Origin of the sequence: Vibrio sp. K4 (assembly GCF_051122595.1) — a bacterium.
GTDB classification, from domain to species: domain Bacteria; phylum Pseudomonadota; class Gammaproteobacteria; order Enterobacterales; family Vibrionaceae; genus Vibrio; species Vibrio owensii.
This window is the reverse complement of sequence record NZ_CP178578.1, coordinates 300295-326815: the sequence shown is the minus strand read 5'-3', so window position 1 is coordinate 326815 and position 26521 is coordinate 300295. Positions and strand designations below refer to the sequence as shown.

Below are 26521 nucleotides of genomic sequence, written 5' to 3'. Positions count from 1 at the left end.
AAGTGGCACGTAATGATGTGCTCGAGAAACATGAAACGCTACTCCAAAGAGTAACGTTTCAATCTTTGCTTCACAGATTAATTGCAGAGCTTATTCGACTGGGGCGATCTCCGGCATCTGATATTCGCCACTTTGAATCGCTTCGTCCGCACCGTAGAAGCGCATGATGGCGTAAAACGGTTTCTCTGGTACTGGTAAGTAATTCGGGTCATCCGCATTGCTTTTCGTGTCAGAGCTCATGTGAATGGTATAGTAACCATCCGCGTCTGGCTTCATGCTGCGATCCCCACGGCTGTGTCGATTTAAAGCGTTCTTCGCCATCAAACGGTTATCACTGCCGTAAATGGTTACCGACCAAAACTCGCTGACATTTGGGGCTTTAAAGCGCATCACGTAGTCATGCTTAGAGCCATCCAGTTTTTCCCCTTTGGTATCAAAATCCGTCTTGCGGTAAGACGCTTCAATAGGTGGTAAGCCCCATTGGCCAAGGTACGTGCCCTCAGCAAAGACTTCGCGCGGTGTATCGCCAAGGGTGTCGCGTGTACCCAGTATCTGGCGGGCATCCGTGACTTTCGGTGCTAGCTCGATAATACGCTGCATGCCTTGTGTTTCTGCTGCTTTGGCGAGCTTCAATTGCTCAGGCGTGAAGTCGGTTTTGCAAGCTTCGACACCGATAGGTTGGTATTTTTCTAACCACTGTTTATCAGCATCCCCCATTGTGCCATCGCAAAGGACGAAGTTAACACGCTCCAGCCAAGTCGAATGTTTTGGATCTGGGTAGGTGCGCTGCACGGGTTTCGGTCCGTTTTGACCTAGGTACTCAGACAAGGTGCGGATAGTCCATTGATCCATATAATCGAGTGCGATTTTCGTGTCTTCGCCACCCAGCGCCATGATGCGTCCCATCAGCTTCACTAGGTTACTGTCGACATGAATCACCTCATCTACGGAATCTGGAACCTCACCTTGCCAATCGTTGGCGGCAAACATGAACTGGCCACCTTCTGTGCCACGCGTTCGTGAGCTGAATGCCGCGTTGGTGTAGTGACCCATGTCCATGGTGTGCAATATCCAATAGCGTCCTTCATCCATATCTGGAACGCTGACGATAACGGGTTCAGCAGCAACGTCTAACCAACCCATCAAGTGGAGCGTGTCGTTGTTGATGGTTGGGTGCGCGGTATAGGTGTCATCGGCCAAACCGCGAATATTTTGAAAGCGGTTGAGTGGGTAATCATTCTCTACCGCCGTGTGATAGAAGAATTTGTACGCCTCATCAATCGAGTATCCATAAATGTAGGCATCTTTAGCCAGTTCGCTATTGGCCGTATTGGCAAAGGCAGGTTGAGCGCCAAGTGCAGACAAACCCAACAAGGTAACAAGAAGTTTCTTTTTCATAGCTGACATCATCCAAATAGTGTGTGGTGAATGCACTCACTATAAATTTTGTCCGCACTATGACAGAAATGAATTGGTGGTATTTAGCTCATACCATTATTGTTATAGAGTCAGTCAAAATGCAGAAAAGGTGCTGAGCGTGATTGGATTTGATTACAACTTATTGAAGGTATTGTCGGTCATTCTCGAAACGCAAAATACCACTGTCGCAGCAGAGCGGCTTTGCACTAGTCAACCCGCCGTGAGCCGAAACTTAAGAAAGATTCGTGAGCTATTCAACGATGATATTTTGGTGAGAAAGGGGGCGGTGATGGAGCTAACCCCAAAAGCGGAAGAGCTCAAAACTCAGCTTTCTGGCCTCATCCATGACATTGAAGCGTTGGTCAATACAGAAGAGCGCTTCGACCCAAGCACCGAAAAAGCCAACCTGCGCATTGCAATAAACGCCTCCATTGCCCAGTGGTTTTCTGCCCCTTTGACTCAGTTTCTTGCCAAGGAAGCTCCATTGATGAACTTGGTGATTGAGGATTGGACAGAAGCAACGCCCGAGAAAATTGATGCTGGAGAGATTGCCTTTGGCATTAACTATTTCCCGATGGATTTACCTAAGTTCTTAGTGCAGAAAAAGGGCGGCAAAGACCATTTCGCTCTGGCTGGCCGCATCGGGCATCCATTGGAGGGAAAGCGCGTTCAACTGGATGATCTAAAGGCGGCGTCGTTTGCTGTGCACATCATTCCCCATTGGAACGAAAAAGAAGTACACATCTCCCGTTTACTTCAACCCTTGTCCGTAGTGCCTAGGATTCAACTCAGAACGAGCCATATCAATACGATTCTTAACCTCGTATCTGAAAGCGACATTCTTTTCCCATGTTCCAAATACCTTATTGAGCAATTGGACGCGCGGTTTGTTGGTCTCGATTTTGCGCAGGAGTTACCAACATTAGAAGGCAATTTTGGCTATGTTTACAGCACCAAGAGAAGAAATGAACCAATGACACAATGGCTGAATCAATCCATTGAATCTTTGATGGCTGAGTTGGGCATTCGAGCCTGATTCCGCATTGACGTCGTAATTGTGAGAGTAGACCTCAATTTAAACCGTACTTTCACAATAAGTTGGCGTTCCCCATTACAATATGCCCATCCATATGAAAAAGGAAAAAACGATGAAAGCAGTTTGGTTGGCCGCAGGTGCATTGGCACTGAGCGGATGTTCGACAATGAACTCAGCAAATGACGTATCTCGCCCATCGGCAGAGATGTTCCCAGAGATGGAGAACATGACGAAGCACGTTTTCTATGTAGACCCAGCAAGCAACGAAGCAGATAAGCGCGTTGAACTTGTAGTAGGCAAAATGATGGAAACAGACTGTAACCGCGTTTCTCTGGGTGGCAGTGTGAGCGAGCACTCGCTAGAAGGTTGGGGTTACACTTACTACCAAGTAGATGCTTCTCCAGCAGGCGGCATCTCTACATTAATGGCTTGTCCTGAAGACATGGAGAAGGTAGAAACTTTCGTTCAAATGCCAACACGCGACCTTTACCGTTACAACAGCAAGCTTCCTGTTGTGGTTTACGCGCCAGCGGATTTGGACGTGAACATTCGCGTTTGGGCACCTGAAGAATGATCGCTAAGCAGGCAAAAATCGCACTGATATTAGGTGGTTTGCTTGCGCTTGGTGGCTGTGCCTCTACCGCGCCTGAATATCAATACCAGTGTGACGACGGCCATCAGTTCGCTGCTAGCTTTGATCAGGAAAAAGCACTGATCACCGTTGATGACGGGAGAGAGATTGAACTCAAACAAGTTCGCTCTGCCTCTGGCGCAAAATATATGTCTGATGACCAAATGTTAGTTCTGCACACCAAAGGTGACGAAGCGATTTTGATCGTCAACGAGATATCCCAAAGTGCATGTCGCGTGACGAAGTAATCGTGAAATTCAAAAGGCTTGGTTGATACCAAGCCTTTTTCGTTTGCACGGTTTGAAGATTGTTTTGGTTTTGTTTAGCTAGTTTGCCGTTCTGTGTTCACAACCCCCTCCAACTCCCCCTTGTATTGACATGGTTTGCTCGGCATTGAAGTTTCGTTTCTAAGGGGGAGGGTTTTCTCTGGAGTGGTGGGTTCAATCACCCTCAACGTTTCTCGTCATTCCGAGGATCCTAAGCGACATCAGGAATCTCGCTTTAACACACTCGGAAAATCCCTCCCCTTTACCAGAATGACTTTTGTAGTCTCCGAAGTTACAGCCAAGGGGAGGTTAGGAGGGGTTGTTTCATCAAAACTAACCAAAACAAAAAGGGTTGGCACTAGGCCAACCCTTTCTGGTTCTTAAGCATTTAATTACTCGTAATCAGACGCGTAAGTTTCTTCGTAAGTGTGTGAGTAAAGCTCGAATAGGTTACCAAACGGGTCTTCCATGTAGATCATTTGAGCTTGTTTGCTGTCGTCTTCTGGGTGGTAGCGCATGATGTCCATGCGAGCTTTACCGCCAAACTCTTCAATACGTTTGATAGTTTGTGGGAACTGCTCTTTCGCTACTTGTAGACAGAAGTGGAAGATGCCTAGGCGAGAGAAGTCTACTTCGTGACGCTCTTGACGCTCTTTCATTTCAAACAATTCAACACCGATGCCGTCAGATGTTACTAGGTGAGCGATGTTGAAGCCTTTGAAGCCTTCACCGAATACAGCGATACACATACGACCGATTGCTGATTCGCGCTCTTCGATAACTTTTGTGTTGTTCATTACGATGCGAAGACCAAGCGCTTTAGTGTAGAACTCTACTGCTTTGTCCATATCGCCAACCATGATGCCTACGTGATTCATTTTCATAATTCTGCTCCAGAAAACTGTGATGTTTAATTCGTGTTTCGTTTCGATGGAGGTGAGTATATGGAGAAATTTTGATTACATGAAATTATCAATAATTTTTAAGATAATAATTTTTTGTTATTAAATGGCGAAGAGAAGGGTAAACAAGCGTATCCTGTATGCTTATCAAATAGTTATCTTATAAATTTCTTTGTGTTTTGAGTTGTTTTATATCGATCATGAATGGTTTGGTGAGGTAAACTTCTGGCCGAAGTTGCTGCTAGTCATCTGTTTTTATTGATATTAACTAGTTGTGTTTGAACGTTGGTAGTTAGGGTTTTAGGCGAGCCTTTAATCTGAGCTCACATAAAAAGGAATAATAATTTGTACATTTGGAAAACATCAAAGCTGTCTGAGGAACTAAAAGACAACAAAGTGCCAGACAGTGATTGGATTAAATACGCTTTAATATTCTTAATCTTTTATACGGTGACACCGTACTTTATGTTCTTGGCGCCGTATGTAAGCAATGAAGTTATGATAACCGAGGCTATTGGTATCTTAGTCGTGTCAATTTTGGGTGTAGTTGTCACGTATAGAACGAATAATAGAGATGGTAAAACCTACATTCTTCGCTCTATCGCTTTATCTATCCCTTTGTCGTTTAGATTTGTCGCTTTATCTGTGCTTGTTGGGATGGCTATCGTCTCTTTCGACTTTGGCGCTCAGCATTATTTTATTGTTGAATTACTTTCGACATTCTCTGTTATCGCTTTGCAAGCACTCTACTTTTGGCGTTTGAATGTTCATTTAAAGTACATCAACTCATAGCTTTGTATTTTCTACTTTGGTTACAGGCTTTGTGATTAGGCATAAGACTGACTGACGATGAGCTCTCTTAGCCATTTATGGCTTGGGTCATTGTCGAGTTGCTTGTTCCAAAGTAGAAAGAACCCACCTGGTTCCATTTTTATTGGGAGCGGTTTGATCACAATGTTCGATTTACCTTCGAACTCGCGGATGCTTTTGTAAGGGTAAGTCAGTATCAAGTCGCTCTTCTCACACAGTTTTACCGCGCTGGAAATGTCAGACATGTTGACGGCGTTGTCGATGCGCAGGCGTTGTATGTCGAGCACCTCATGTAATAGCCAGCTAGACACACCACCAGTGATGACTTGGATATGGCGGTACTTCAAGAATGCGTCGAGATTCCATTCTTCCTCTAATGCTGGGTGTCCTTTTCGCAAGATGCACGCCGAGGTGTCACGCATCAGTTCTGCGTAATTTAGAGTATCAGGGATGGTATCGACATGGGTTTTAGAACGATCATCAAACTCAAAGATACCGACACCAAAATCGATCTCTCTCCTCTGTAATCGAGTAATGCTGCTATTGCTCCAATCTGCACTTTTGATGGTGATCTTTGGCGCACTAGACAACGCTTGAGGCAGAAAACGCGGGTAAATCGTGGAGTAGGCGGTTTCAATGAGATCGATACTGAAAACGCGAGTCGAGCGTTCCGGGTCAAATTCTTCTGGTTCACGAAGCTGATCAATTTGCATCAGGATTTGTTGCAGCTTGCTTTCTAATGCCAGCGCTTTCGGAGTCGGCAATAAACCTTTGGATTCTCGCTCGAATAAAGGGTCATCAAACTCTTGGCGTAATTTAGTAAGCTGTTTACTGACGGCCGATTGAGATAAGAACAGTTTCTCTGCGGTTCTGCTCACGCTGCGTTCTTGCAGTAAAACGTACAGACAAATCAGCAGGTTCATATCATTTTTGATTAAGTGGGATAGATTTATCATGATATTTCTATCATTCAACTTACAAATTGAAGGGTATGAATAGAAACTATATCACTTAAATGAATTGAGCCAGAAATACTGACTCGTTGCCTACTTAAACAATCAAACTGTCGAGGTATCGGCTAAGCTCTGCCCGAACCTCTAGCTCTGCTTCTGATAGGTATTTGGGTGTGTGTGCATCAACCACGGCAATGTTTTGTTCGCGAACTTGATGGGTGTAGCCGATGGTATTAAATACGATGCGTAGCAAGTTCATTGAGTGCGACATCAAAGCTTCGCTCTCTTGTTGTGAGAGTAAAGGCTCTGCGTCAAAACCAAGTGCACAGAGAATGTCGTTAAAGTGCATCGCATAGCCTGAGCCAGAGACATCAAATGTGGTGCTCTTGATGCCATTGGGGCTTCTCTCCCACAGATACGGCGGATGCTTGAGTGTGCCAAAACCAATTGCGATGACGCGCTCTGGATAGTGCAGTTCCAACCTTCTGTCCCAGATATCACCGGCTTTTCCTGCCTCAATCACTACTTCAATATTGCTCTCGGTCGACGTGAGTTCGCCTTCGACATAGAGATGGGTTTCAGCGCCTTGTGTGTACTCCAATTTCGATTCGTTGATACGTTCGGCACGGACGTGTTTTAGTTCAACTTGCGAGTCTTCTAAGCCGAATTTATGCAGGTAGCGAACTAGCCCAGCAATCGCATGAATGCCCATATCAAAGCCATAACCTCCGCCGCCGCTGGTGGCTAAGTTAAGTAGCTTTCTGGCGTTGAGTAACGCAATTCGGTTTTCAAAACGGAAGTCTTGGATAGCTTTATGGCTGTCGATGGGGTTGTCGGCAGCAATCGCGATAATCTTGCGCGGAGCAGAATCAGGGAGTGCAATAGATGAATCAGAAAAGAGTGCTGCCAACGAAGGAGAAACCAAAGCGGTATCAATAAAGTAAAATTGCGCTCCGCGACGTTTAAGCTTAGGGATGACTTGGTTAAACCCCTTGTCGATTTCAGCCAAGGAGAAGGATGGTTTCTCAACCACAAACAACAGGCTTTGAATATCGAGTGCATTACTCACTTGTTCAATGATGGAGAGATGTGTGCCAACCGGTGTTAAAACGAAGGCCGCAGCAACATCAGTGTGTGAGTGAGCCTTTAAAAACGCATCAAGATCGGCGTAGCGAGCGAAGTAAGGGAATTGGAACTGCGATTCACAGGACTTGGGATGTTGAACTGCAGGGTCGATGGCGACGACATCAAAGCGAGAACTTAAGGTATGTAGAAGGTTCTCATACAAACCCACCACAGACGATTTAGCGTTCCCCAATCCACCAAATACCAATACGACCTTGTTCATCACATCCCCTTATCCCAATTACACTCACCAACAGGCTAGCAAAAATACGCTCAGGAATAATGGGATAAACCCGGAATTTTAAGTTCTGTATTCGGTGAGTCATACAAAAAAGCCCACGCGATGGTGGGCTTCAATTGGAATGAGAGGGTGATTACAGGGCGATAAACAATCCTGCTAGCGCTGCACTCATCATGTTGGCAAGCGTAGCCGCAATAACGGCACGGAAGCCAAGTTTTGCCACTTCTTGGCGTCGCTCTGGTGCCATTGCGTTAATTGAACCCAACTGAATCGCGATAGAGCCGATGTTAGCAAAACCACACAGTGCGAAAGTGATGATGATTTGGCTATGTGCTGAAAGGGTTTCTTTCACGTTGACGAAATCAAGGAAGGCCACGAACTCATTCAGGATCGTCTTCTGACCGATCAGTGAGCCAGCGGTTAGGATTTCATTCATCGGGATGCCAGCAAAAAACGCCAGTGGTGCGAACAGGTAGCCAAAGATCAATTGCAGCGTTACGTCTTCGTAGCCAAACCAGTTGCCCACGGTTTCAAAACCTGCGTTGACCATCGCGATGACGCTAACAAAAGCAATCAGCATGGTACCTACTGCAACCGCCACTTTCACGCCGTTCATCGCACCAGATGCTAAGGCATCAACGATGTTGGAATCTTCGCTTTTCTCTAGCTTAATAGCGCCTTGATGCGCTGATACTTCACGTTCTGGCACTAAGATTTTCGCCATCAACAAGCCACCCGGCGCCGCCATAAAGCTCGCTGCGATAAGGTATTTCAGTTCAATACCTAGTGCTGCGTATCCGCCTAGTACGGAACCTGCCACAGACGCCATACCGCCAACCATTACTGCGAACAGTTCAGAGCGAGTCATGTTGGCCAAGAACGGGCGGACCACCAACGAGGCTTCACACATGGATAGGAAGATGTTGCTGGTTGCAGCAAGAGATTCGACTTGAGAAGTACCCAGTAGGCGATGGATAGCACCACCGATGACTTTGATAAGAGCTTGCATCACGCCCAAGTAGTAGAGCATTGAGATGATAGCGGAGAGGAAAATGATAAGAGGGAGTACGCGAATTGCGAAGATGAAGTTGCCCGTTGCGAGTTCGCCAAAAACAAACCCGATGCCTTCGTCTGCGAATGAGAGGAGCCCGGATACGCCGTTGCTGATGGAGCCTAACATGGATTGCCCGAGAGGGAAGTAGAGCACCAGTGCCGCAAAACCTGCTTGAAGAGAGAATGCGCCGATTACGGTGCGCCAGTTGATGTCGCGACGACTATCAGAAAGTGCGTAAGCACACGCCAACAAGGCCAATACGCCGGCCAAGCTGAAGATGATTTGCATTATGTTACCTTGCTATGTATCTGTATTTGAGCGAGCCGTGAAAAAGACGCACGCGTGCAGAGGCAACATTGCGGAGAGTGCAAAATGTTGTCTTTACCCGAAGTCGAATTCAAAGCCCGTAAACGCTAACAGTTACGCTGGGCCCTGTTCCTTGGGGCAAGTTTCCATTTTGCAGCCGATTGAAAGCTGGTTCGGTTCCATTTCATCGTGAAAGGAGAACCTATCTAACCGGGCGCGGAGTATACGCACGGTTTTCGGTGCTGACAATGGTTATTGAGGGGATTTTTCGTTGTACGAAAGCAAGGGCGCAATTGTTAATCAGCTAAGGCCTCAATCGCCTGTTGGACGGAAGTAAAATGGATTTTGATGATGCAGCGCTGTGCCTGAGCAAACTCGTGTTTTTGGATCAACTCTGTCACTTGCTGCACGTTCAATGTTTGTGGCAATAGGCCTAATTCCACCGTGTTATGGCTACTCGTTTTTAATGCAAAGCAGTGACCTTGTGTATCAATCACAATGTCATCCTGATCCCAAATCAAGGCTTGGCATTCGGCGTTTAACTGCTCTGGCGAGGCCAAATACACCAGTTCGTCGTCGCCATCGAGTTTGAGTAAACAAGGCCATGTGATCATTGCGTTACCTTAATATTGGAATGGGTTATTTTAAATCTTCTACGCGCTAAATAAGCGATGTAAGGCAAGTACGATACACAAAGCCTAAAGAGAGCAAAAGGTTTTGTGTCTTGCCGTGTATTTAAGAGCTTTAGTTTCGCGTTTCTTTAGCTTTGCGTTTACATAGAGAGGCTAGGCGTACTTGCCAATGATGCCGAGCAAGTCTGCCACTTGATGTGCCACATAATCGGGCTGGGCGTCCCAGTGCTCTGGTTGAGCGCCGCTGTACGCCGCTGCTACGGCAATCACTTTGCAGCTGCCACCCAAGTGATGCTCGATATTGCGTGCAAACTGCGTGTCTGCCTCGTGGTCACCAATGTACATCAGCAGTTGTTTATCAGAGTGCCCAAAGATGGACTCGATGCATTTAATGCCGCCAAAAGGGTCCGGTTTTTGATGCCCATTGGACACATCATCGTAGCCCACGACGGCTTTAAACGGTGCATTGATTTGGTTGGCGCTGAGTACGTTACGAATGTTGGATTGCGAGTTCTGAGAGCAGACTCCGTGTGGCAGGTGTTCGAACGCATTCACCACATCGACAATGCCACTGAATAGATTCACTGGTGTTTGGTTTTGCTCTTGGTGCTCTGCCCACATGGTGCCCGCGACGAGCATTTCATCATGGGATAGACCATAGTAGTTTACGTACAGTTCTTGCCAGTTTTTCGCTGCGTGATTGGCATGATGGTAATCCGCTTCACTGCGTAGGTATTTCGGTAAGTTATCCCCGGTCAGGTGCGGTGCTACAACGGACAATATCGCTTTGGTGATGTCGATATTTTTCGGAACAGAATTTACTAGGGTGCCATCGTAATCCCACAATACGGCGTCTAACTTCATGCAAAACCTTTTGATACAGCGAAGGGTGAGTAGCTTTAAATCTTGCCAGTCTTAATGGGGAGATAATCAGATCTTGCTCATGTTTTCATAAGCCTGCTTTGAATCGCTCGGAAAGGAGAAAAGAGAGAACAAGCGAGAGAATAACAAAAAGCCAGCAAGGTGATGGTTGCTGGCTTTCTAGTGTGTGCTGCGTTGTAAAAGGCGTTAAGCGATGTGCGACATCTCGTTTAGAGTGAAGGTGTCTACCGCGCCTTCAGTTGCTTTCATGTATTGCGCTAGGTGCTCGTTGTCCATGTGCGTGCGCCATAGTTCGCGTGATTCCCAGTTTTCGTAGAAAGTGAAATGCGCTGGGTTTTCGTTATCTTGGTGAAGGTCGTAGTTGATGCAACCTTCTTCGGCACGAGTGACATCAATCAGTTTAAGTAGCTCGGCTTTTACCAATTCTACTTGGTCTGCTTTGGCGATGATGTTAGCGACTATAGTCAATTTAGCCATGATGGAAATCCTCTGTTGATCGTGATGTATCGTGTTGACGAGGTAAAGATTAGTCGCGAATCACTAAATGATAAACAGCATAATGATTGATTTATTATCAAATATAAATTGATAATCGAACTTCAATCTTGTGCTAGCAGTGTTTAAAAACTGGAACCCGGCTGTTGTAAGAATTCCACTTCTTCTGCGGTGCTATCACGGCCTAAAATCGCATTGCGGTGTGGGTAGCGACCAAAGCGATCGATGATCACTTTATGCTTTAGTTCGAACTCGTAGTTCGATTCTCGCCCCAGTGCTTTGAATAGCTTCTCTGCCTCTTCATGAATCCGCTTAGACTCACTGTGCATAAATGGCATGTACAAAAAGCTGCGTTCAACGTCCGTCAATTCTTGGTCTAAGCCTAGACGAATTGCCTCTTGCGCCAAGGCAAGCGCAAGAGCATCTTGAGCAAAAGCTTTTGGCGTATTGCGGTAAACGTTGCGAGAGAATTGGTCGAGCACGATGATCTCCGCCAGACGGCCTTGCGCTGTGTCTCGCCAGTCAAACAATTCAGATTGAGCGGCTTGTTCTAAGGTGGTGAGAAAGCGTGTTTCGATTTGTTTATCGACGTCGGCATTACTCACAAACCAGTCTTTTGGTTCCAGTTCTTCAAACCAGAAAGTCAGGATATCTTGGTACATGGTTGCTTCCCTGATAGAAAAAGAGCTAGGAGTATAACCCCCTAGCTCTTGGTTTCGCTTATCGACCGTAAGTCTCTTGGATGTAGCGCTCAAACTGCTCACACATCTGCTCGTCTGATACCGTATTGCTTGCTAGCTCTTTGCTGCCATCCACCACCTTGATGCTGGCATTTAAAGACGCTACCGAAGCACGTTCACGAGTTTGCAACGAGGCAATTTTCTTCTGCTGAACTTCCCATGCTTGTTCTGGCGATAGGTTACACACGTCTGCCAGATATTTAGCGTTAAAGCCCTCACCCGTTAGGCTAACGATAGTCTCGTTGTGCGATAGGTGGTTACCCGCATGCCAGTAATGTTTCGCCAGTAGTGGACCAATCTCTGGGTTGTCAGTCAGGTAGCCAAACTTGTCGAGGAAGTAAGCGCGAGTCTGGTAAACCGCCATGTGTGCTAGCAAGTAACCGTGGTAGGCACACGCTGCTTCATCAGACAGAAGGTGTGGAATTGCCATCAATGGGCGTGGGCTGCATTCCAAACCAAGAATTTGTTTTTCACAATCGCGTGCCAGCATAGTGATGCGCTCTGGCGTCAGTTCTTCATCGCTTAATTGGTAAAGTGCACGTTCAAAATACGGCACGACCAAAATGCTGCGCTCTTCGTATGCTTTGAATGGCTGACGGCTGTTGATCATCGCTTGAATGATCTCATCCGGTACTGGGTTACCTTCTGCGTCCAACGCGTATTGTTTGAGCCAATCGGCATCGGTCAGTAGGCTGTCACAGAACATAGATTGTGTTTCTGCGTATGCCATGGAAGTTGGCGCAAACTCTTGAGAGAAACACGGCGCGTTCATCTTCACGTTAGCGAAGTGCGCAGCGTGACCACCTTCGTGGAACAGAGTATTGATGCCATCGTAGCCGCTGCCAACTTGGTCTGGCTTCGCGTTGCTAGTGAAGTTCACCTGCGCGGCAACCCATTCGCCTTGGTTGTAGAACGAAGGGATAGGACCATGACAGAAACCGTTCGGGTATTTGCCCTTGCGATCAAGCAGGTCTAGCGTCAGTTCTGCGCCTGAATATTCGATGTTAAGACGACCGAACGATTCCACCCAGCGACGTAGCGACTTTGAGAACGGTACGTACGGGTCAAGGTCACGCATGACATCACCCGCGAATGAGTACACAAAGTTGTAGCCAGTCAGCGCGCTTTGACCTTTCTGCTCAGCAAGGTTTGCCAAGCTGCTTAGGTGAGCATCGCGCGTGCGCTGTTCAAAGTCATCCAAGATGCTGAACAGTTGCTCTGAGCTCATCTTTTCCGTCTTCTTCACTGAGTAATCAAAGAAGGTTTTGTAGCCCAAAGAACGTGCGAATTGATTACGCAGTTTGATCAGCTCAATAAAGCCGTTTTGCAGCAACCATTGCTCAAGGTCGAGCAGCGTTTGGTGCGCGGACTGACGCACTTCTTCGTGATTATTGGCACGAATGGTCGACGACAATACTGGCAACGAGCCCTCGGTTTGTTCACCGTTTTCATTGATAAACGTCAGAACGTGGTTTTGCTTTTTCTCGAACAACTCGGCTTCAAATGCAATCAGAGCATTCTTTTGCGCTTGAGCTTGTTCGCCTTCAATTGCATGCGATTCAAACGTTGCCAACCAGCCTTGCAGACCAATTTGCGTTTGCTGCTTCTCTTGTGGATCAGCGATTGTTTCAGCCGCTTCAAGTTGTGCTTTGATAACAGAGATTTGCTCGGCGTTGCTTAAGAAATTGGTCCAAGCGGTTTGTGCTTTTGTCGAACCATCGTGGTCGTCGCTGATGCCCATGTACGTCTCCCAAAAGAAATCTTCTTTGGTGCGATGGATAGCGAGGTAACGTTGGTTTAGGTCGTTTAGGTATTCCGTTGCAGTCATTTTGATCCTTCAAATGTTTGCTTTATTGAGGTTTTTATCGTCATTGATTATGGCACGCATAAGCAGCAGAAAGGAATGCGAAATCCATTTACCATGTTTATGGCTTGTAAACAGGAATTTACCGCACTTTTTACATGTGCAGACGTCAGTCACAAAATTTTTCCGTTTTTGATTAGTAATGGCCGTCCTCTATTTATAAAATTCCGTCTTTCGCAGTGGTGCTGAAAGTAAGGAAAACAATAATGAAAACAAGAATCGCAGCTCTAACAATGGGGCTAACTTTGGTGGGATGTTCAGCGACAACACCAACCAATGACCAAGTTTTTAATATCGAGGAAAACTGCGCCGTCATTATGAGTGAAGGAGTGACGCCAGAAGAACGCTGGAGCGCCTACAACAAGCTTATTGAAAGCTATGGCGACCATTATGTATCTGATAAGAACCGTTTGGAATTGGCTCGATGGAACTCATTTCGCCAAAAACTGATTCGCGATGAGAGTCATCAATTACTCAAAGAATTTATTGAAGTGAGTGACTGGGGCTGCGCAAATGGCAATTACCTTGAAGAGATGTACTTATTTGTGAAGGAAACACAAGCGAGCAAATCAGAGTAAGAACTGCGCCTTACTCGTCTTCATCCGATTCTTGATGCTGATTGATCTCTTTACCACACCCTAAACATTGGTTTGAGAGGTCGGTTGGCATCATGATGATCAAACCACAATGAGGACATAAATCGCCTTGGTCGTATCGTCGCATTGTTCACCTACTTATTATACGGTCTTTTGTTCTGTAATTTTAAACCAACCCCACAGAAATTACGACATCAACAGCAAACTAAACCAATTTGCATATACTCAATGTGTTAGCGAATACAACGGAAGGTGTCATGTTAACTCCTCATAGACTGATTCTTGGTGCTGCGTTGCTGCCTGTATTTAGCGCGTGGGCGAATGCTGCTGAGCAAACCGCAGACGTGGTGTACATCAACGCTGGTATTTATGGTCACCCAAAAGCAGACGCTGTTGCCGTGCATGATGGACGGATTGCTTTTGTTGGTGATAAAGCCAAGGCACAAATGTGGGTTGGTGAGGGCACTGAAGTGGTGGATTTGACTGATACCTACTTGTTGCCAGGTTTTGTCGATAACCACAATCATGTGTTTGAGGCGGCTTCCGAAGCAGGCGGTACGTGCTTATTGCAAGCTGGCACCTTGTTGGATGAGCAAATTCCACAACTGCAAGACTGTAAAGAGTTTGTCCAAGATGACGAATGGTTGATGGGGTACGGTTTTACGCTTGATGCGACCTTGTCAGAAGAAAACCAGCGCACGCCTTTGGAAGTGATCGATGAGGTCTTTCCTGAGACGCCGGTGGTGTTAATGGAGCAAACCTCTCACTCGATGTGGGTGAACTCGGCAGCACTGAAAGCGGCGAACATTGATAAAAACACGCCCGATCCGCAAGGCGGTCGCATTCTCAAAGATCCGGATAACGGCGAGTTGAATGGCATCTTGCTCGATAACGCCGGTGATTTAGTGATGGAACTGGCTTGGAACAGCATGAGTGCGCAATTTGCGGTGAGCTACCAAGGTTTGTTGACTGGATTAGAAGAAGCTGCGCTTTACGGCATTACCACGATTGGTGATGGGCGAATGTACTGGAAGCGAGGTTGGTATGAAGTATGGAAGGAGAGTGAAAAACGAGGTGATCTGACCGCTCGCGTTTCTTTGCGACCATGGATCTATCCGACTGACAGCATGGACTCTCAGCTGTCGTATTTGAAAGGTATTCAGTCCGACGATACTTCTCGCTTGCTGCTGGTGAACCAAGTCAAAATGTACAGTGATGGCATCTTCATCAATGGTACTGCCAAAACCCTTACGCCTTATCTTGATACTTACCTGCCAGATTCTCCCTATGGTCTGAATTACATCTCGCCACAAGCGATGCCCGAATGGCTAAGCAAGCTCGATAAACTCGGTTATAGTGCGCACATTCATGCTATCGGTGACGGTGGTATTCGTGAATCACTCGATGCAATTGAGAAGGTGCGTAGTCAGGGCAATCAGCGACGTTACACTTTGACTCATGTCGAATTGGTGAACAGTAAAGACCTGCCAAGGTTCGCCAAGTTAGGTGTCACGGCAGACTTTCAAGTTGGCTCCGATTATGTGGCTTATCACGATCACCAATGGGCAGAAGCCTTCTTAGGCGCTAAGCGAGCCAGAGCCTTGATGAACCTGCGTGCGCTTTATAATGCCGAAGCTAACGTAACGTTAAGCAGCGATTGGAATGTGCATGATTTGAACCCATTGGTTGGTATCTCCAATAGCTTGGTGATGGGTGAAACCGGATTGCCAAACGTCTCAGCTGCGATTGATGCCTACACGATTCATCCGGCTTACAGCTTGGGTTTAGAAAAGGAAATTGGCTCAATCGATATCGGGAAATCGGCAGACTTTGCTGTATTGGATCAAGACATCACCCAGTTGAAAGCGGAAGACATCGCCCAAGCTCGCGTCCTCATGACGGTGTTGAGAGGGGAAGTGGTCTACGAGCAATTGGATGACGAATAAGCCGAGCGATGACTCACTCGGCTGAAAGGTTGTTGTGTTTTAGAAGCGTATTTAGAGACTATTGCTCAGGGTATTCGCCCATACCTTGCGTTTGCCCTTCTGCTTTCCAATGCTCGCCTGGATCAAAGGCTTCATCGCATAGATCAACGGTGTAGCCCATTTCGGTAATTTCTTTCAGGGTGAGGTTGTCAGCAATTTTGGCAATGTCGCCCGCCTTGTTCCGCAGTTCCATGGTTTCCCTCCGGTCACTGTTTGGTTGTCGGTTCAAGTCGCGCCAAGCATAAAAACTTGGGTGGCTCGGTTATAAGTATATGCAGTGATGAAGGACTTTTTGGGTTAATAGCCATAATTTATTTAAGGTTAATTGGTCGGTATAACACTTTGGCGTCGATACCAGTTCAATATCATGGCGATAGAAGACAAAGTGTGATTTATTGACGCCTCAATCGTGGAGATTTTAGGAACGGAAATGGTGATTCTCGACCACACACTCGCGCAGCAAATTGTCGATCGCACCATGTCGATCATTGGTCATAACATCAATGTGATGAACGCGGCAGGAACCATTATTGGCAGCGGCGATGCTGAGCGTATTGGTCAAAAGCACGATGGTGCAGTGCTGGCGCTGAATCATGGTGACTCGTTAGAGTTGGATGAGCAAAGTTGCCAATCATTGCAAGGCGTGAAACCGGGCATCAATATGCTGCTGCACTTTAAAGGTGAAGTCGTTGGCGTGGTGGGTGTGACTGGTAACCCTGAACACATCCGAGCGTTCGCTCAGTTAGTGAAGATGACAGCGGAACTGACGATTGAACAAGCTTCGCTGGTGGAGCAATTGCAATGGGATCGACGCCATCAAGAAGAGTTTGTTTCAGCATGGTTGAACCAACAACTTAGTGATTCTGAGCTGTACGATTGGGCGCAGCGCCTTTCCATCGATTTAGCAACACCCCGAGTAGCTGTCGTGATCGAGCTTAAAGCAGAGAATGCTCCCGTTAGGTTGAACAGTGTGCGCGGCGTTGTTGACGTGTTGTATCGCTCTGAAGATAAGCCGTTGGTGGCGATCATGTCGATGAATGAAATTGTCGTTCTCAAGTCTTTACGTTCTCCTTCGAGTAGCGACCAAAGTGTGCTGGAGAGCATTCAGTGCCGCTTAACTGCTAATCAAATTGATGATGTCCGTCTCGCGATTGGGCAACGTTTTGATGGCGCACAACAGCTTCCTCTCTCCTACCAAAGTGCCAAGCAGGTGCTTGCTGTTGGTCGTCGCTCTCATCCAGAACAAACCATGCTGGGCTTTTCTGAATATCGCTTACCTGTGTTACTCGCTCCTTTAGCCGACTCTTGGCAAGGTGAACAACTCGCTCAAGCGATGGCTACTTTGCTTTCGGCAGACAAATCGGGGCAGTTGATAAAAACCTTAGAGGCGTATTTTCAAGCCAATGGTAACGCCAATGACTGTGCTAAGGCTCTGTATATTCATAGAAATACCTTGAGATATCGTCTGGATAGAATCAGTGAGGTGACGGGCATTTCGACGCAAGATTTTACGGGATTGACCGAGCTGTATATCGCAAGCCAGTTAAGAAAGTTAAATTGATAATTGTGCAAATGCACAAAATAATTCAAGCATAGTCAGTATTATTTGGATGTTTGACTAAAGAATATGCCAAATTTTTAAGTGAGAATGGCCACATTGATGACCTGCGACTTGTCGCTCGCAGCGTGCTGTTTTCAGGAGAATGAAATGAAAGTTGTGATTGCCCCAGATTCGTTTAAAGAGAGCTTGACCGCCAAACAAGTGAGTGACGCGATCAAGAGCGGTTTGTCTCGTGTTTGGCACGATGCAGAATTCGTCACGGTACCTGTTGCTGATGGCGGTGAAGGGACAGTTCAATCTTTGATTGATGCGACTGAAGGTGAGCAGGTTTTCGTGACCGTAAAAGGCCCACTTGGCAATGATGTCGAGGCGTTTTATGGCATTCTAGGTGACGGTGAAACCGCAGTGATCGAGATGGCAGAGGCAAGTGGTTTGCACCTTGTGCCAAGTGAGCAACGTGACCCGAAAAACACCAGCAGCTTTGGTACTGGTCAGTTAATTTTGAATGCGCTTGATCGCGGTATTCAACGTTTGATCATCGGCTTGGGTGGCAGCGCAACCAATGACGGCGGCACGGGTATGCTGGCGGCTTTGGGTGTTAAGTTTCTGGACAGTGCTGGTCAGCCAATCGCTCCTAACGGTGACGGTTTAGTTGAGCTAGCCAGCATTGATGTGTCTGGGCTTGACGCTCGCTTAGCGGACTGCGAAGTGCTGGTAGCATGCGATGTGGACAACCCATTGTGTGGCGAGAAAGGTGCGTCGGCGATTTTTGGCCCACAAAAGGGCGCAACGCTGGCGGATGTGGAGCTGTTAGATTCTGCTCTAAGCAAATACGGTGAACTGACAGAGCAAGTGACAGGCAAGCATGTGCTGACTCAAAAAGGCGCAGGTGCTGCCGGTGGTATGGGTGCTGCGTTACTTGGATACCTACCAGCACGACTGAAGCCTGGGATTGAGATTGTATTAGAAACCGTAAAGCTCGCAGAGCATGTAGCTGACGCTGATATTGTCTTTACTGGCGAAGGCCGTATTGATCACCAAACCGTGCATGGCAAGACACCAATGGGTGTGGCGAAAGTGGCGAAAGAGTATGGTTTGCCTGTCATCGCTCTAGCAGGTTGCACAGGTGATAACTTCCAAGCAGTCTACGAGTGTGGCATTGACGCAGTATTTGTATGTGTACCACGCGCAATGAGCTTGCCAGAAGCTTTGGAAGAGGCAGATGTGAACCTTGCGAACTTGGCTGAAAACGTAGCCAGATTATGGCAATTACCTCGCTAACACTCTGTGTTTGGTTGAGCAGATAGCTCAGAGAACTCATATCAAAGCCTCCCAATTGCGGAGGCTTTGTTGTTTCTGGTGCTGAATGTTTGGAACGGAATGCTTGGAACGAAATGTCTGGAGCGACTATTTAGCGTGTTGAGCAATCAGTGTTGCTAGCGTTTCCATCGCAGGGAGCCAGTTTTTCTCCGCTCCAAAGTTCGCGACGCTGAGACGAATGCAGTTTTGATACTGTCCCTGAGTGCCAAATACCGAGCCGGGCAGAATACTGATTTTGTGTTCGTTACAGGCTTGATAAAGCGCATAGCTGTCAGTTTTGGGTGGCAAGCGTAACCAAAGCAAGAATGACCCTTGTACTGCATTGATTTGGTAGCGGTTTTTGAGTTCAAAGTGTGCATCCAAGCATTGGTTGAGCATCTGCAAATATCGTCTTACGTTGGCTTGATAAACACGGCACATACGCGCAGTGTGAGTTCGGTACTTACCTGAGGTTAGGAAAGTGCCCACCGCTGATTGCATCAAGTTCAAACTGCCCATGTTTTCACATAACAGATATTGCTCGACTTGAGCGCGATAACGTCCCGCCAACATCCAACCAATACGAAGGCGTGAATCGAGCGTTTTCGATAAGGAGTTGACGTAAATCACCCGTTGTTTCTCGTCCAATTTGCGCAAGCTTGGCAAGGGTTCGTCGTAACTCAACGCGCCAAATACATCATCTTCAATGATTGGAATATCTCCAGAAACCTTAAGCAGCCGCTCTCGCCTTTCAAGGGGCATCATTGAGCCTGTTGGGTTGGTGAAGTTTGGCGTGACAATAATGACTTTGATCTCCCACGTTGCCATGGCCTTTTCTAGCGCGTCTGGATCCATACCATCACGAGGGCAACTAGGGATCTCGACCACTTGTAAACCGAGAGATTCGAGCATCAACAAGTTGCCGAAATAGCAGGGCGATTCTACCGCCACAATATCTCCAGTCTGTGTTGTTGCTCTAAGGGCAAGACTGATCGCTTGCTGTGCACCATGGGTAACCAAAAGATCATCCACGTTTGCCGGCGTTCCCAGATCTTGGGTGATCTTTGCTAGCTGTTTGACCAACAAGTCATCTCCCGGTGGCAGTTGGTAATGGCTGGAGATATGGCTTTGTTGGCGACTCTGGCGGCCAATCTCGGCATACAGGCTTTTGATGGCTGGCGCGTCAATATTTGGGTGTGCTGAGCCAGTAGGAAGCAGCTCTTGATACTCGGGGTGAGTGAGGATTTGTTTGCACACCGAGAGCAAGTCCACGCGCGTAGGCTTAGCGATCTTGGCTTCATGTCGCTCGGTGGGCTTTACTCGATAACCAGATTTTGGCACCGAATAAACCATGCTTTGTGCTTCTAGTTCCTGATAAGCGCGGATCACCGTGTTCTTGCTGACCTTGAGTTCAGTGCTCAATTGACGGATGGAAGGCAACTTGTCGTTTGGCTGATAAACCCCATTGCTGATCGCTTGTTTGAGATGCTTCTCGACGATCAAATACTTATTGGCATCAAGTGTACTTGCTAAACCTGTACCCATAAAAACACTTCCATCTGTCACTTTTTGAAAACACTGTACCTAACTACATTAGCAACATTCGAGATTAAAAACATTCAAGATTTAAAAGTAAGTAGAGTGAGGGCGAATCATGTTAATCAGAGCCATTCCTTTTGTGTTCGTGATCCTTTGGGCTTCTGGGTTTGTTGGTGCGCGATTTGGTTTGCAATACGCCGAGCCTGCGACCTTGTTGTCGATTCGCATGGCGTTCAATGTCCTGTTGTTTTTGGTGATTGTGGCTTTTCTGCGTCGTCGCATTCCAACGGGAAAAGGTTTTTGGCACAGCTGCGTTGTCGGGATATTGATTCACGGCTTTTACCTTGGTGGAACGTACTTCGCCATCAGTTTGGGAATGCCGGCGGGCTTAAGTTCGCTACTCGTCGGAATACAACCTATTTTGACGGCCGTATTGCTGGTGGCGTTCGCTTCTGAGCAGTTCAAACCATCACAGTGGATTGGTCTTTCATTAGGTTTTGTCGGTATTGCTATGGTGCTCATGGGTAAGATGGAGTGGCAATCCGATCTGCACAAAACCTTAGCGATTGGCGTTTGCTTGTCGTCGTTATTTGGTATTACGCTTGGCACTTTGTATCAAAAGAAATATTGCCAACAAGTGGATATGGTAGGCGGCGCGACCGTGCAGTATTTAGCGGCATTGGCCATGTTCCTGCCACTCGCGATGCAGTTTGAAACCATGCAGGTGCAATGGACGACGGAATTCATTCTTACTTTAATCTGGCTTGTGGTCGTGCTGTCTTGTGTGGCGATTCTGTTGTTGCTGTACATGGTGAAAAATGGTGCGGCATCGAGTGTTGCTTCTGTGTTCTACCTTGTGCCTCCGACCACGGCGCTTCAAGCTTGGTTTGCCTTCGGTGAGTCGTTTGATTGGATGGGCATTATTGGCTTTGTATTAGCGGCGACGGCGGTCTACTTAGTGGTGAAAAAGCCTGAGCTACCAATGTTTAAATCAAAGGTTGCAAAGCAGAAACGTAAAATATACCTAAATTAGGTAGGGACATTTGCGTGCCAGAGAGTACAATCCGGCTCCTTAAATCTTTGTGGAGTCGGATGATGACCGTCAAGCCAGATCGAATGAGCGCGATGCGCAATATCATTGAACAAGTGAAAGCAGAATTGCCGATTTATGAATCGGAGACCTTTGTTTGTGGTCCTGAGGGTAAATGTATTGGTTGCCCTAAAAAACTGTTGGAAATGGTCGATTCTGAACTGAGCTATTGGGAATCTGCAATGGATCGCGGTATCACGCCTCAGTTTGATGAAATCCGCCGATTTGGCAAAATGTGCACCAGCGTACGCCGAGGTTTAATCCGCAATAACGTGCCGTTGCTCAACGCCTAATCAACACTTTTTCGACATCCCCCTCGTTACCTTGTCTTCATTGATTAAACGAAGACAAGGGGCTCTCATGCGCAAATTCTTTTTCTCTGCTGTTTTGTTATTACTGGCTTCCAGTTCTGGTTTTGCGGGTTACAAATGGTTCACTGATAACCAATATGGCGAAGCGGATCTTGCTTCGGGTCAGCAGCATTTTGAATCTTACTGTGTCTCTTGTCATGGCGACAAAGGGCATGGTGATGGATTGGTGGCCAAGGCGACGAACATCAACCCCGACAATATTTTTGATGAACTGACCAATCCATTTGGAACAAAAGTGGAGTTGATAGGGACGGTATTGGAAGGGGAGAATGGTCAAAGCGGTGCAATGCCACCATTTAAATCTGTGCTGAGTGAAAAGCAAGTAAATGACATTTTTGAATACATAAAAAGTATTAACTGAGCTGGATTCTTATTTTAGAAACAGGCACTTATTGGCTTTTGGTGTGCTTCAAGGTTTTGAATTCAGTCGAATTTCTACGTTACTTTAGCCGCTTGTTTCAAGGTAATTTGGCGGTCACTCTCAAGTTCTCGATTCCCTCGTTTTTTCTTATCATTTGCGCGTTTCTCTGCGTAATTTCAGCGATATATTGGCTCGGTTCTCACATGGATGTGGGAGCGAACCCCTATCATCTGTTTGTATGCTGAGAGTCGAAAGTGAAAACAAAAGGATTTACGTTGATGGAAATCACCATCGTCTTAGCAACCTTGGGTTCCATCGCTCTCGCTGCCTTGCCAATTCTGCTCGATATTAACCGTCAAGCTTATGTCTCTATGCTGCACAGTTCGCAGTCTTCTCTGGGGACGTCTCTTAAGTTCTTCCATGCCAAAGTGATGATTGATGATGCGCAGGAGCGCAGACAAATGACGTACATTGATCATCAAGTGAACATGCTCAGTGGGATGCCAGAAGCCAGTGCAAATAGCATACGAGCATTGTTAGAGATTGGTTTGCCTGCCAAAGGCAACTCACCGATTGATAAGCCGTGTAAAGGCAGCGACTTTTGCATTATGGGGAATCAGTTCCCAAACAGTGCTTATTTTGTTGCGATTCCTGAGTATCAGTTCGCTGATCATTCTGGTTTAGATCGTGTGGTGTATATTTGGCCGCAAGGTTACACCTTGGAAAGTGAAGCGTGCTATTTCTATTACGTTAATCAAGCGTCGACGCGCTCGGTGGTTAGAGGGCATGTTACAGAAGGTTGCTAGACATCAAGTAAACTGACGCGAGCAGAAAAGTACAAAGCCCAAAGTGCAGAACTTGGGGCTTTGTTTATTCTTAAGTTGGAAAAACTTAGCGAAGCGCTAAATCTCTGCGACCAACTTTTTTAGCAAGCGAAGCATCTCTTTTTGTTCTGCTGGCTCTAGCGGGCTCATCAGCTCTTTATTAACAGCCAGTGGAATTGGCACCAAGGTTTCTTTGAGGCTTCGTCCCTCTTCCGTTAGATAAATACGGAACGAGCGGCGGCTGTTTGGATCGGGATGGCGCTCTACCAAACCTAACTTCTCCAACTTGTCTAAGGTACGAGTCGTGGTTGAGTTTTCTACCTTAGATTTCGCTGCGATATCGCGCTGCGTCACGCCTTCTTCTTCCCACAAACACATCATGGTCGGCCAAAGTGCAACGGTAAGTCCGTGCTTTTTGAGCTCGGCTTCAAATCGCTTCGCTGCATCGTGTGCAACGACATTGATCATCCAGCCAAAGCTGTCTTGTCTGTCAAACTGTTCGCTCATTTTCTTACTCTTATGATAAAGCAACGATTGCCATGGTAACCAATGTTGCAGCAACTAGCACCCCTAAAGCACGGCTTTGCGGCGCGAGATAGACAATTTTCTGTTCCGTGATGAGCGCTTGCTTGTTCATTTGGGTTTGTTTACCTGTGATCATCGCTTTCAACAAGGGTTTACCTCTTAGTTTATAGAAAAGGATCGCACCAACATGTAAGGCGATCAGTAAAGGCAAAAGACCGGCCAAGGTCAGGTGTAACCACTCAAGCCCTGCAAACACGTTGTCGTTAAGCCAAACATCGGAATACGGCCATGTATCGAATAAGCCGCCAAGCGCCATTCCCGAGATGCATTGAAGCAGCAATGTCGTCAGCAGCGCCGCCACCATCCAGCCGCCTGCAGGATTATGACCCACAGTCGCCGCCGATTTACCTCTTAAGTAAGTAATGACACCTTTAGGCGAGCGGAGAAACTGTCGAAACAAACTGGTTTCGCTGCCGATAACTCCCCAAGTCAATCGCCATAACAACAAAGTGAATAACGCTAACCCCAATTGAACATGGGGCCCATTGCCAGACAATCCAGATGCCATCAAGGCTATAAACAGTAAGGCTTGAGCCCAGTGATAAAGTCGTGTTGCCAAATCCCAAATTTTCATAATTACCTCGATCTTTTCTCGGTGTGATGATCTTCTTTACGTTAATTTACACAACAATAGTTGCGTACGCAATGGTTGTTATGTAAATTTATTTGCAACCACACAGCAATAACGAAAAACCAGGAGAACGAAATGAAAAAGACATTGGCACTGATTGCACTTTTACCGACCATCTTTGTATCAACAACAGTGTTTGCCCAAGATTTCAGCGCTCAAATCGAAACGCGTCAGAATGCATTTGAGCAAATAGAGTCCCTGTCGAAGCAAGCCGATAAAACATTGAAAGGCAGCAATACCGATTGGCACACGCTAGAGCAGATTGGTATTGAGCTCACTCGCCACAGCGCACAACTGCAACAAGCGTTTCCTGAGGGAAGCCAAGTTGATAGCAAAGCGAAGAAAGAAGTGTGGAGCAAACCAGATAACTTCAATCGCTTGATGCTTCAAATGGACGAAGGGTTTGCACAGTTGTATCAAGCTGCGCAGAACCAACAAGTTTCATCGGCTGAGGCAGGACTTAAGCAGGCTCAGAGCACTTGCCGAAGCTGTCATCGCGCATACCGCAGTCGTTGGTAATCAAGCGATCCACAACATTGAATTTATATTGAAGCAAAAAAGAAAATCGTTAAGTGAAAGGTAACCTTATGAAAAAACTCATTCTATTAAGCACGCTGACTGTGGCTTCTTTCTCTAGCTTTGCTGCTGATTACGGCGTGGAACTGGCTTGGAACACAAATGATTCGGAACAGGTTCTCAAAACATTGCCAGAACAGAAAGTGGCCTTTAGCCAACTGATCCAACAAGGTGATGTGAAAGACATGTTTGTTTTACCAAGCAGTATCGATGGTAAACCAGTACAGATTTTGCGTTTCGTGTTGTCGGCTGATAACGAGGCGGAAGTTGCCACTAAATTGCAGGACTTACCCATGTACCAGCAAGATTTGGTGAAGATCGCGAGCATTCAACCACTAGGCGCCAAATGGTTAGACAACACGCCAGAAAGTGATAACTACAGTGTGACGTTGCGTTGGAAAGAGGGCATTGAGGCGTTAGAAATGGACCGTGTATTGGGTGTCGATCTGCAGCGAGTGATCAGCTTGAACAACTCTGGCTTAGTCACCTCGTCTTACATCAATACCCAAGTGTTGGACAATGGTGTTGAGCGTCCGATTTACTCCGTCGCCGTAATGGCGAAAGATGCCCAGCAGGCGCAAAACCTGATGTACTCTTTTGAAGCGGTACAGCTTGGGTATGCGACTTTTGAAATTGAATACTTGGGTAAAAAGCTAGATATGAAAAGCTAACTAAGCCTTTAGGTTTAAAGGTCTAGATACAGACGCAGCATGTCTTTGTGCTGGATACCGTTCTCCCAAATTGGTTCTGGGTAGTGGAGTAAGAAGTGATCTTTATCCACGCTCTCTACCCTGAAACCCAAGCGTTGATAGTAAGTCAGTTGATAACCAAATGTCCCCGTTCCTAATATCAACTTTTGAAAAGATTGGCCTTTTAACTCTTCAATGGCAAATCGCAATAGATCTGAGCCAATACCGCGTTGTTGATGCGTAGGTGCCACTGAGACGTTCATGATTTCAGCCTGCGTTTCTGAAAGCGGCAGCACCACGCATGCTCCGACGATCTGGCCCTCTTCCAGCGCAACAAAGCTCAATGAATTAGCAAGATAGCGATTAACATTGTCTTGGTCTGGATCGGCTTCTAATAGCAAAGCCATCGGAATTTGATTTGGCGATAAGGGTTTATATTCAATCATCACAAGCACGCGGTAAATATTGGGTTCCGGTCAGTATATCGCAAAGGCAATGTGGTCTTGCTACTAGAATCAACTTACGGATGCTTTAAGACCATTTTCTGACTCATCAGATATTTGCCGTTAGGCAATAGCACTTCACCTAACTCGCCACAATGCTCGAAGCCAAACTTCTCATATAAAGCAATCGCAGGGTGGTTGGTTTTGTAAACATTCAACGCAATAGTGTCATAGCCATATTGCCAACCGCTATGAATGGCGGTGGTGAGTAACTTCTTTCCTAACCCTTGGTTTCGGTAGTGGCGGTCAATATGAATGCCGAGAATGCCCGTTCTAGCGAACTCACCTCCTTCGTAGCCACACATTTCGGCTGGGAAGATTTCGATGCTGCCAACTAGGCGTTTTCCATCGAAGGCCACAAATTGGGGAATGGATTCTTTTTCTACACGAGTGATTACCTCACTCAGCATCGCTTTGTCTGGCGCTGGCGAGCGTAAGTATTCTCCTTCCTCATAAACGCGATTCCAGAGCGAAATAAAGTGGTCAATGTCGTTTACGGTAATCGGTCTAATCTGCATTCATCTTCCTTGATTGGTGCATAAAGTTTAGTGGCTC

31 protein-coding genes are annotated in these 26521 nt (G+C 46.7%); 14 read left to right on the top strand and 17 right to left on the bottom strand.

From position 1 onward, the window contains the following. Positions 1-90 precede the first annotated feature (90 nt). Positions 91-1398 carry a DUF1254 domain-containing protein gene (locus ACLIIY_RS19020; RefSeq protein WP_434529125.1) on the bottom strand — a complete coding sequence of 436 codons (1308 nt, stop codon included), beginning with the start codon at positions 1396-1398 and terminating at the stop codon, positions 91-93. Between the two features lie 139 nt (positions 1399-1537). Between ACLIIY_RS19020 and ACLIIY_RS19015 the strand changes: the two genes are divergently transcribed. From ACLIIY_RS19015 to ACLIIY_RS19005, 3 genes are all read left to right on the top strand, one after another. After that, positions 1538-2455 (top strand): LysR family transcriptional regulator, encoded by a 918-nt coding sequence (locus ACLIIY_RS19015; RefSeq protein ID WP_038894953.1) that lies wholly within the window; start codon positions 1538-1540, stop codon positions 2453-2455. Positions 2456-2567: 112 nt separating this feature from the next. Beyond that, the gene (locus ACLIIY_RS19010) at positions 2568-3029 is read left to right on the top strand and encodes an ecotin family protein (RefSeq protein ID WP_038880282.1); all 462 of its coding nucleotides are present in this window, start codon (positions 2568-2570) and stop codon (positions 3027-3029) included. Then, complete coding sequence (locus ACLIIY_RS19005; protein WP_434529124.1) at positions 3026-3334, top strand: MliC family protein; 309 nt, start codon at positions 3026-3028, stop codon at positions 3332-3334. Before ACLIIY_RS19010 ends, ACLIIY_RS19005 begins: the two co-directional genes overlap by 4 nt. Before the next feature lie 410 nt (positions 3335-3744). Here the strand turns inward: ACLIIY_RS19005 and ACLIIY_RS19000 are convergent, their stop codons facing one another. Next, positions 3745-4236 (bottom strand): VOC family protein, encoded by a 492-nt coding sequence (locus tag ACLIIY_RS19000; protein ID WP_005428296.1) that lies wholly within the window; start codon positions 4234-4236, stop codon positions 3745-3747. A gap of 363 nt (positions 4237-4599) precedes the next feature. On the opposite strand from ACLIIY_RS19000, the gene ACLIIY_RS18995 reads away from it, so the two are divergent. Next, positions 4600-5046: a hypothetical protein gene (locus ACLIIY_RS18995; protein WP_434529123.1), complete on the top strand. Its 447-nt coding sequence runs from the start codon at positions 4600-4602 to the stop codon at positions 5044-5046. 35 nt (positions 5047-5081) lie between these two features. Here ACLIIY_RS18995 and ACLIIY_RS18990 read toward each other — a convergent pair whose 3' ends face one another. The 8 genes from ACLIIY_RS18990 to ACLIIY_RS18955 form a co-directional block, all read right to left on the bottom strand. Next, entirely contained in the window at positions 5082-6020 is a 939-nt protein-coding gene (locus ACLIIY_RS18990) for a LysR family transcriptional regulator (RefSeq protein WP_331409122.1), read from the bottom strand. 94 nt (positions 6021-6114) lie between these two features. Further along, a complete protein-coding gene (locus ACLIIY_RS18985; RefSeq protein ID WP_434529122.1) occupies positions 6115-7365 on the bottom strand; it encodes a hypothetical protein in 1251 nt (416 codons plus the stop codon). Positions 7366-7516: 151 nt separating this feature from the next. Beyond that, positions 7517-8725 (bottom strand): NupC/NupG family nucleoside CNT transporter, encoded by a 1209-nt coding sequence (locus ACLIIY_RS18980; RefSeq protein WP_434529121.1) that lies wholly within the window; start codon positions 8723-8725, stop codon positions 7517-7519. Positions 8726-9039: 314 nt separating this feature from the next. Then, entirely contained in the window at positions 9040-9357 is a 318-nt protein-coding gene (locus ACLIIY_RS18975) for a DUF4144 family protein (protein WP_434529120.1), read from the bottom strand. Positions 9358-9528: 171 nt separating this feature from the next. Then, positions 9529-10239, bottom strand: a complete 711-nt coding sequence (locus ACLIIY_RS18970) for an HAD family hydrolase (RefSeq protein WP_434529119.1) — start codon at positions 10237-10239, stop codon at positions 9529-9531. 204 nt (positions 10240-10443) lie between these two features. Next, positions 10444-10734 (bottom strand): putative quinol monooxygenase, encoded by a 291-nt coding sequence (locus ACLIIY_RS18965; protein ID WP_005435368.1) that lies wholly within the window; start codon positions 10732-10734, stop codon positions 10444-10446. A gap of 143 nt (positions 10735-10877) precedes the next feature. Continuing rightward, positions 10878-11414, bottom strand: coding sequence for a DUF924 family protein (locus ACLIIY_RS18960; protein ID WP_063344614.1), 537 nt, complete (start codon positions 11412-11414; stop codon positions 10878-10880). A gap of 58 nt (positions 11415-11472) precedes the next feature. Beyond that, positions 11473-13320 (bottom strand): M3 family metallopeptidase, encoded by a 1848-nt coding sequence (locus tag ACLIIY_RS18955; protein ID WP_434529118.1) that lies wholly within the window; start codon positions 13318-13320, stop codon positions 11473-11475. A gap of 242 nt (positions 13321-13562) precedes the next feature. Between ACLIIY_RS18955 and ACLIIY_RS18950 the strand changes: the two genes are divergently transcribed. Next, positions 13563-13934, top strand: a complete 372-nt coding sequence (locus ACLIIY_RS18950) for a hypothetical protein (protein ID WP_033005074.1) — start codon at positions 13563-13565, stop codon at positions 13932-13934. 10 nt (positions 13935-13944) lie between these two features. Here ACLIIY_RS18950 and ACLIIY_RS18945 read toward each other — a convergent pair whose 3' ends face one another. Then, positions 13945-14079: a hypothetical protein gene (locus tag ACLIIY_RS18945; protein WP_258070912.1), complete on the bottom strand. Its 135-nt coding sequence runs from the start codon at positions 14077-14079 to the stop codon at positions 13945-13947. A gap of 130 nt (positions 14080-14209) precedes the next feature. Between ACLIIY_RS18945 and ACLIIY_RS18940 the strand changes: the two genes are divergently transcribed. Beyond that, positions 14210-15898 (top strand): amidohydrolase, encoded by a 1689-nt coding sequence (locus ACLIIY_RS18940; RefSeq protein WP_434529117.1) that lies wholly within the window; start codon positions 14210-14212, stop codon positions 15896-15898. A gap of 58 nt (positions 15899-15956) precedes the next feature. Here the strand turns inward: ACLIIY_RS18940 and ACLIIY_RS18935 are convergent, their stop codons facing one another. Further along, the gene (locus ACLIIY_RS18935; protein WP_009706819.1) at positions 15957-16130 is read right to left on the bottom strand and encodes a hypothetical protein; all 174 of its coding nucleotides are present in this window, start codon (positions 16128-16130) and stop codon (positions 15957-15959) included. Between the two features lie 237 nt (positions 16131-16367). Between ACLIIY_RS18935 and ACLIIY_RS18930 the strand changes: the two genes are divergently transcribed. Together ACLIIY_RS18930 and ACLIIY_RS18925 are read left to right on the top strand one after the other, a co-directional pair. Beyond that, the gene (locus ACLIIY_RS18930; protein ID WP_434529116.1) at positions 16368-17498 is read left to right on the top strand and encodes a sugar diacid recognition domain-containing protein; all 1131 of its coding nucleotides are present in this window, start codon (positions 16368-16370) and stop codon (positions 17496-17498) included. Between the two features lie 147 nt (positions 17499-17645). After that, positions 17646-18779, top strand: coding sequence for a glycerate kinase (locus tag ACLIIY_RS18925; RefSeq protein ID WP_434529115.1), 1134 nt, complete (start codon positions 17646-17648; stop codon positions 18777-18779). A 126-nt stretch (positions 18780-18905) separates the two neighbouring features. Here ACLIIY_RS18925 and ACLIIY_RS18920 read toward each other — a convergent pair whose 3' ends face one another. Further along, positions 18906-20342: a PLP-dependent aminotransferase family protein gene (locus ACLIIY_RS18920; protein WP_434529114.1), complete on the bottom strand. Its 1437-nt coding sequence runs from the start codon at positions 20340-20342 to the stop codon at positions 18906-18908. A gap of 109 nt (positions 20343-20451) precedes the next feature. Between ACLIIY_RS18920 and ACLIIY_RS18915 the strand changes: the two genes are divergently transcribed. The 4 genes from ACLIIY_RS18915 (at position 20452) to ACLIIY_RS18900 (ending at position 22964) form a co-directional block, all read left to right on the top strand. Beyond that, positions 20452-21369: a DMT family transporter gene (locus ACLIIY_RS18915; protein ID WP_434529113.1), complete on the top strand. Its 918-nt coding sequence runs from the start codon at positions 20452-20454 to the stop codon at positions 21367-21369. A 62-nt stretch (positions 21370-21431) separates the two neighbouring features. Next, the gene (locus ACLIIY_RS18910) at positions 21432-21719 is read left to right on the top strand and encodes a hypothetical protein (protein WP_009706824.1); all 288 of its coding nucleotides are present in this window, start codon (positions 21432-21434) and stop codon (positions 21717-21719) included. Between the two features lie 67 nt (positions 21720-21786). Beyond that, on the top strand, positions 21787-22158 hold the full coding sequence (locus ACLIIY_RS18905) for a c-type cytochrome (protein ID WP_199453420.1): 372 nt from the start codon (positions 21787-21789) through the stop codon (positions 22156-22158). Between the two features lie 278 nt (positions 22159-22436). Continuing rightward, positions 22437-22964, top strand: a complete 528-nt coding sequence (locus tag ACLIIY_RS18900) for a hypothetical protein (protein ID WP_434529112.1) — start codon at positions 22437-22439, stop codon at positions 22962-22964. 96 nt (positions 22965-23060) lie between these two features. Here the strand turns inward: ACLIIY_RS18900 and ACLIIY_RS18895 are convergent, their stop codons facing one another. Beyond that, entirely contained in the window at positions 23061-23489 is a 429-nt protein-coding gene (locus tag ACLIIY_RS18895; protein ID WP_005435347.1) for a MarR family winged helix-turn-helix transcriptional regulator, read from the bottom strand. Positions 23490-23499: 10 nt separating this feature from the next. After that, positions 23500-24141, bottom strand: a complete 642-nt coding sequence (locus tag ACLIIY_RS18890) for a cytochrome b/b6 domain-containing protein (protein ID WP_434529111.1) — start codon at positions 24139-24141, stop codon at positions 23500-23502. 132 nt (positions 24142-24273) lie between these two features. On the opposite strand from ACLIIY_RS18890, the gene ACLIIY_RS18885 reads away from it, so the two are divergent. Continuing rightward, positions 24274-24717 (top strand): c-type cytochrome, encoded by a 444-nt coding sequence (locus tag ACLIIY_RS18885; RefSeq protein ID WP_434529110.1) that lies wholly within the window; start codon positions 24274-24276, stop codon positions 24715-24717. Between the two features lie 68 nt (positions 24718-24785). Next, the gene (locus ACLIIY_RS18880; protein WP_434529109.1) at positions 24786-25445 is read left to right on the top strand and encodes a hypothetical protein; all 660 of its coding nucleotides are present in this window, start codon (positions 24786-24788) and stop codon (positions 25443-25445) included. Positions 25446-25459: 14 nt separating this feature from the next. Here the strand turns inward: ACLIIY_RS18880 and ACLIIY_RS18875 are convergent, their stop codons facing one another. Both ACLIIY_RS18875 and ACLIIY_RS18870 read right to left on the bottom strand, forming a co-directional pair. Beyond that, positions 25460-25909: a GNAT family N-acetyltransferase gene (locus ACLIIY_RS18875; RefSeq protein WP_434529108.1), complete on the bottom strand. Its 450-nt coding sequence runs from the start codon at positions 25907-25909 to the stop codon at positions 25460-25462. A 74-nt stretch (positions 25910-25983) separates the two neighbouring features. After that, the gene (locus ACLIIY_RS18870) at positions 25984-26484 is read right to left on the bottom strand and encodes a GNAT family N-acetyltransferase (protein ID WP_061010940.1); all 501 of its coding nucleotides are present in this window, start codon (positions 26482-26484) and stop codon (positions 25984-25986) included. Positions 26485-26521: the final 37 nt, after the last annotated feature.

Coding starts and splice junctions, on each gene's coding strand:
- ACLIIY_RS18930 (WP_434529116.1), top strand. CDS start 16,368: ATGGTGATTCTCGACCACACACTCGCGCAGCAAATTGTCGATCGCACC.
- ACLIIY_RS18880 (WP_434529109.1), top strand. CDS start 24,786: ATGAAAAAACTCATTCTATTAAGCACGCTGACTGTGGCTTCTTTCTCT.
- ACLIIY_RS18910 (WP_009706824.1), top strand. CDS start 21,432: ATGACCGTCAAGCCAGATCGAATGAGCGCGATGCGCAATATCATTGAA.
- ACLIIY_RS18985 (WP_434529122.1), bottom strand. CDS start 7,365: ATGAACAAGGTCGTATTGGTATTTGGTGGATTGGGGAACGCTAAATCG.
- ACLIIY_RS19005 (WP_434529124.1), top strand. CDS start 3,026: ATGATCGCTAAGCAGGCAAAAATCGCACTGATATTAGGTGGTTTGCTT.
- ACLIIY_RS18935 (WP_009706819.1), bottom strand. CDS start 16,130: ATGGAACTGCGGAACAAGGCGGGCGACATTGCCAAAATTGCTGACAAC.
- ACLIIY_RS18885 (WP_434529110.1), top strand. CDS start 24,274: ATGAAAAAGACATTGGCACTGATTGCACTTTTACCGACCATCTTTGTA.
- ACLIIY_RS18965 (WP_005435368.1), bottom strand. CDS start 10,734: ATGGCTAAATTGACTATAGTCGCTAACATCATCGCCAAAGCAGACCAA.
- ACLIIY_RS18905 (WP_199453420.1), top strand. CDS start 21,787: ATGCGCAAATTCTTTTTCTCTGCTGTTTTGTTATTACTGGCTTCCAGT.
- ACLIIY_RS18915 (WP_434529113.1), top strand. CDS start 20,452: ATGTTAATCAGAGCCATTCCTTTTGTGTTCGTGATCCTTTGGGCTTCT.
- ACLIIY_RS18875 (WP_434529108.1), bottom strand. CDS start 25,909: ATGATTGAATATAAACCCTTATCGCCAAATCAAATTCCGATGGCTTTG.
- ACLIIY_RS18895 (WP_005435347.1), bottom strand. CDS start 23,489: ATGAGCGAACAGTTTGACAGACAAGACAGCTTTGGCTGGATGATCAAT.
- ACLIIY_RS18990 (WP_331409122.1), bottom strand. CDS start 6,020: ATGATAAATCTATCCCACTTAATCAAAAATGATATGAACCTGCTGATT.
- ACLIIY_RS18890 (WP_434529111.1), bottom strand. CDS start 24,141: ATGAAAATTTGGGATTTGGCAACACGACTTTATCACTGGGCTCAAGCC.
- ACLIIY_RS18980 (WP_434529121.1), bottom strand. CDS start 8,725: ATGCAAATCATCTTCAGCTTGGCCGGCGTATTGGCCTTGTTGGCGTGT.
- ACLIIY_RS19010 (WP_038880282.1), top strand. CDS start 2,568: ATGAAAGCAGTTTGGTTGGCCGCAGGTGCATTGGCACTGAGCGGATGT.
- ACLIIY_RS18975 (WP_434529120.1), bottom strand. CDS start 9,357: ATGATCACATGGCCTTGTTTACTCAAACTCGATGGCGACGACGAACTG.
- ACLIIY_RS18970 (WP_434529119.1), bottom strand. CDS start 10,239: ATGAAGTTAGACGCCGTATTGTGGGATTACGATGGCACCCTAGTAAAT.
- ACLIIY_RS19020 (WP_434529125.1), bottom strand. CDS start 1,398: ATGAAAAAGAAACTTCTTGTTACCTTGTTGGGTTTGTCTGCACTTGGC.
- ACLIIY_RS19000 (WP_005428296.1), bottom strand. CDS start 4,236: ATGAAAATGAATCACGTAGGCATCATGGTTGGCGATATGGACAAAGCA.
- ACLIIY_RS18950 (WP_033005074.1), top strand. CDS start 13,563: ATGAAAACAAGAATCGCAGCTCTAACAATGGGGCTAACTTTGGTGGGA.
- ACLIIY_RS18870 (WP_061010940.1), bottom strand. CDS start 26,484: ATGCAGATTAGACCGATTACCGTAAACGACATTGACCACTTTATTTCG.
- ACLIIY_RS18940 (WP_434529117.1), top strand. CDS start 14,210: ATGTTAACTCCTCATAGACTGATTCTTGGTGCTGCGTTGCTGCCTGTA.
- ACLIIY_RS18945 (WP_258070912.1), bottom strand. CDS start 14,079: ATGCGACGATACGACCAAGGCGATTTATGTCCTCATTGTGGTTTGATC.
- ACLIIY_RS18900 (WP_434529112.1), top strand. CDS start 22,437: ATGGAAATCACCATCGTCTTAGCAACCTTGGGTTCCATCGCTCTCGCT.
- ACLIIY_RS18925 (WP_434529115.1), top strand. CDS start 17,646: ATGAAAGTTGTGATTGCCCCAGATTCGTTTAAAGAGAGCTTGACCGCC.
- ACLIIY_RS18920 (WP_434529114.1), bottom strand. CDS start 20,342: ATGGGTACAGGTTTAGCAAGTACACTTGATGCCAATAAGTATTTGATC.
- ACLIIY_RS18960 (WP_063344614.1), bottom strand. CDS start 11,414: ATGTACCAAGATATCCTGACTTTCTGGTTTGAAGAACTGGAACCAAAA.
- ACLIIY_RS18955 (WP_434529118.1), bottom strand. CDS start 13,320: ATGACTGCAACGGAATACCTAAACGACCTAAACCAACGTTACCTCGCT.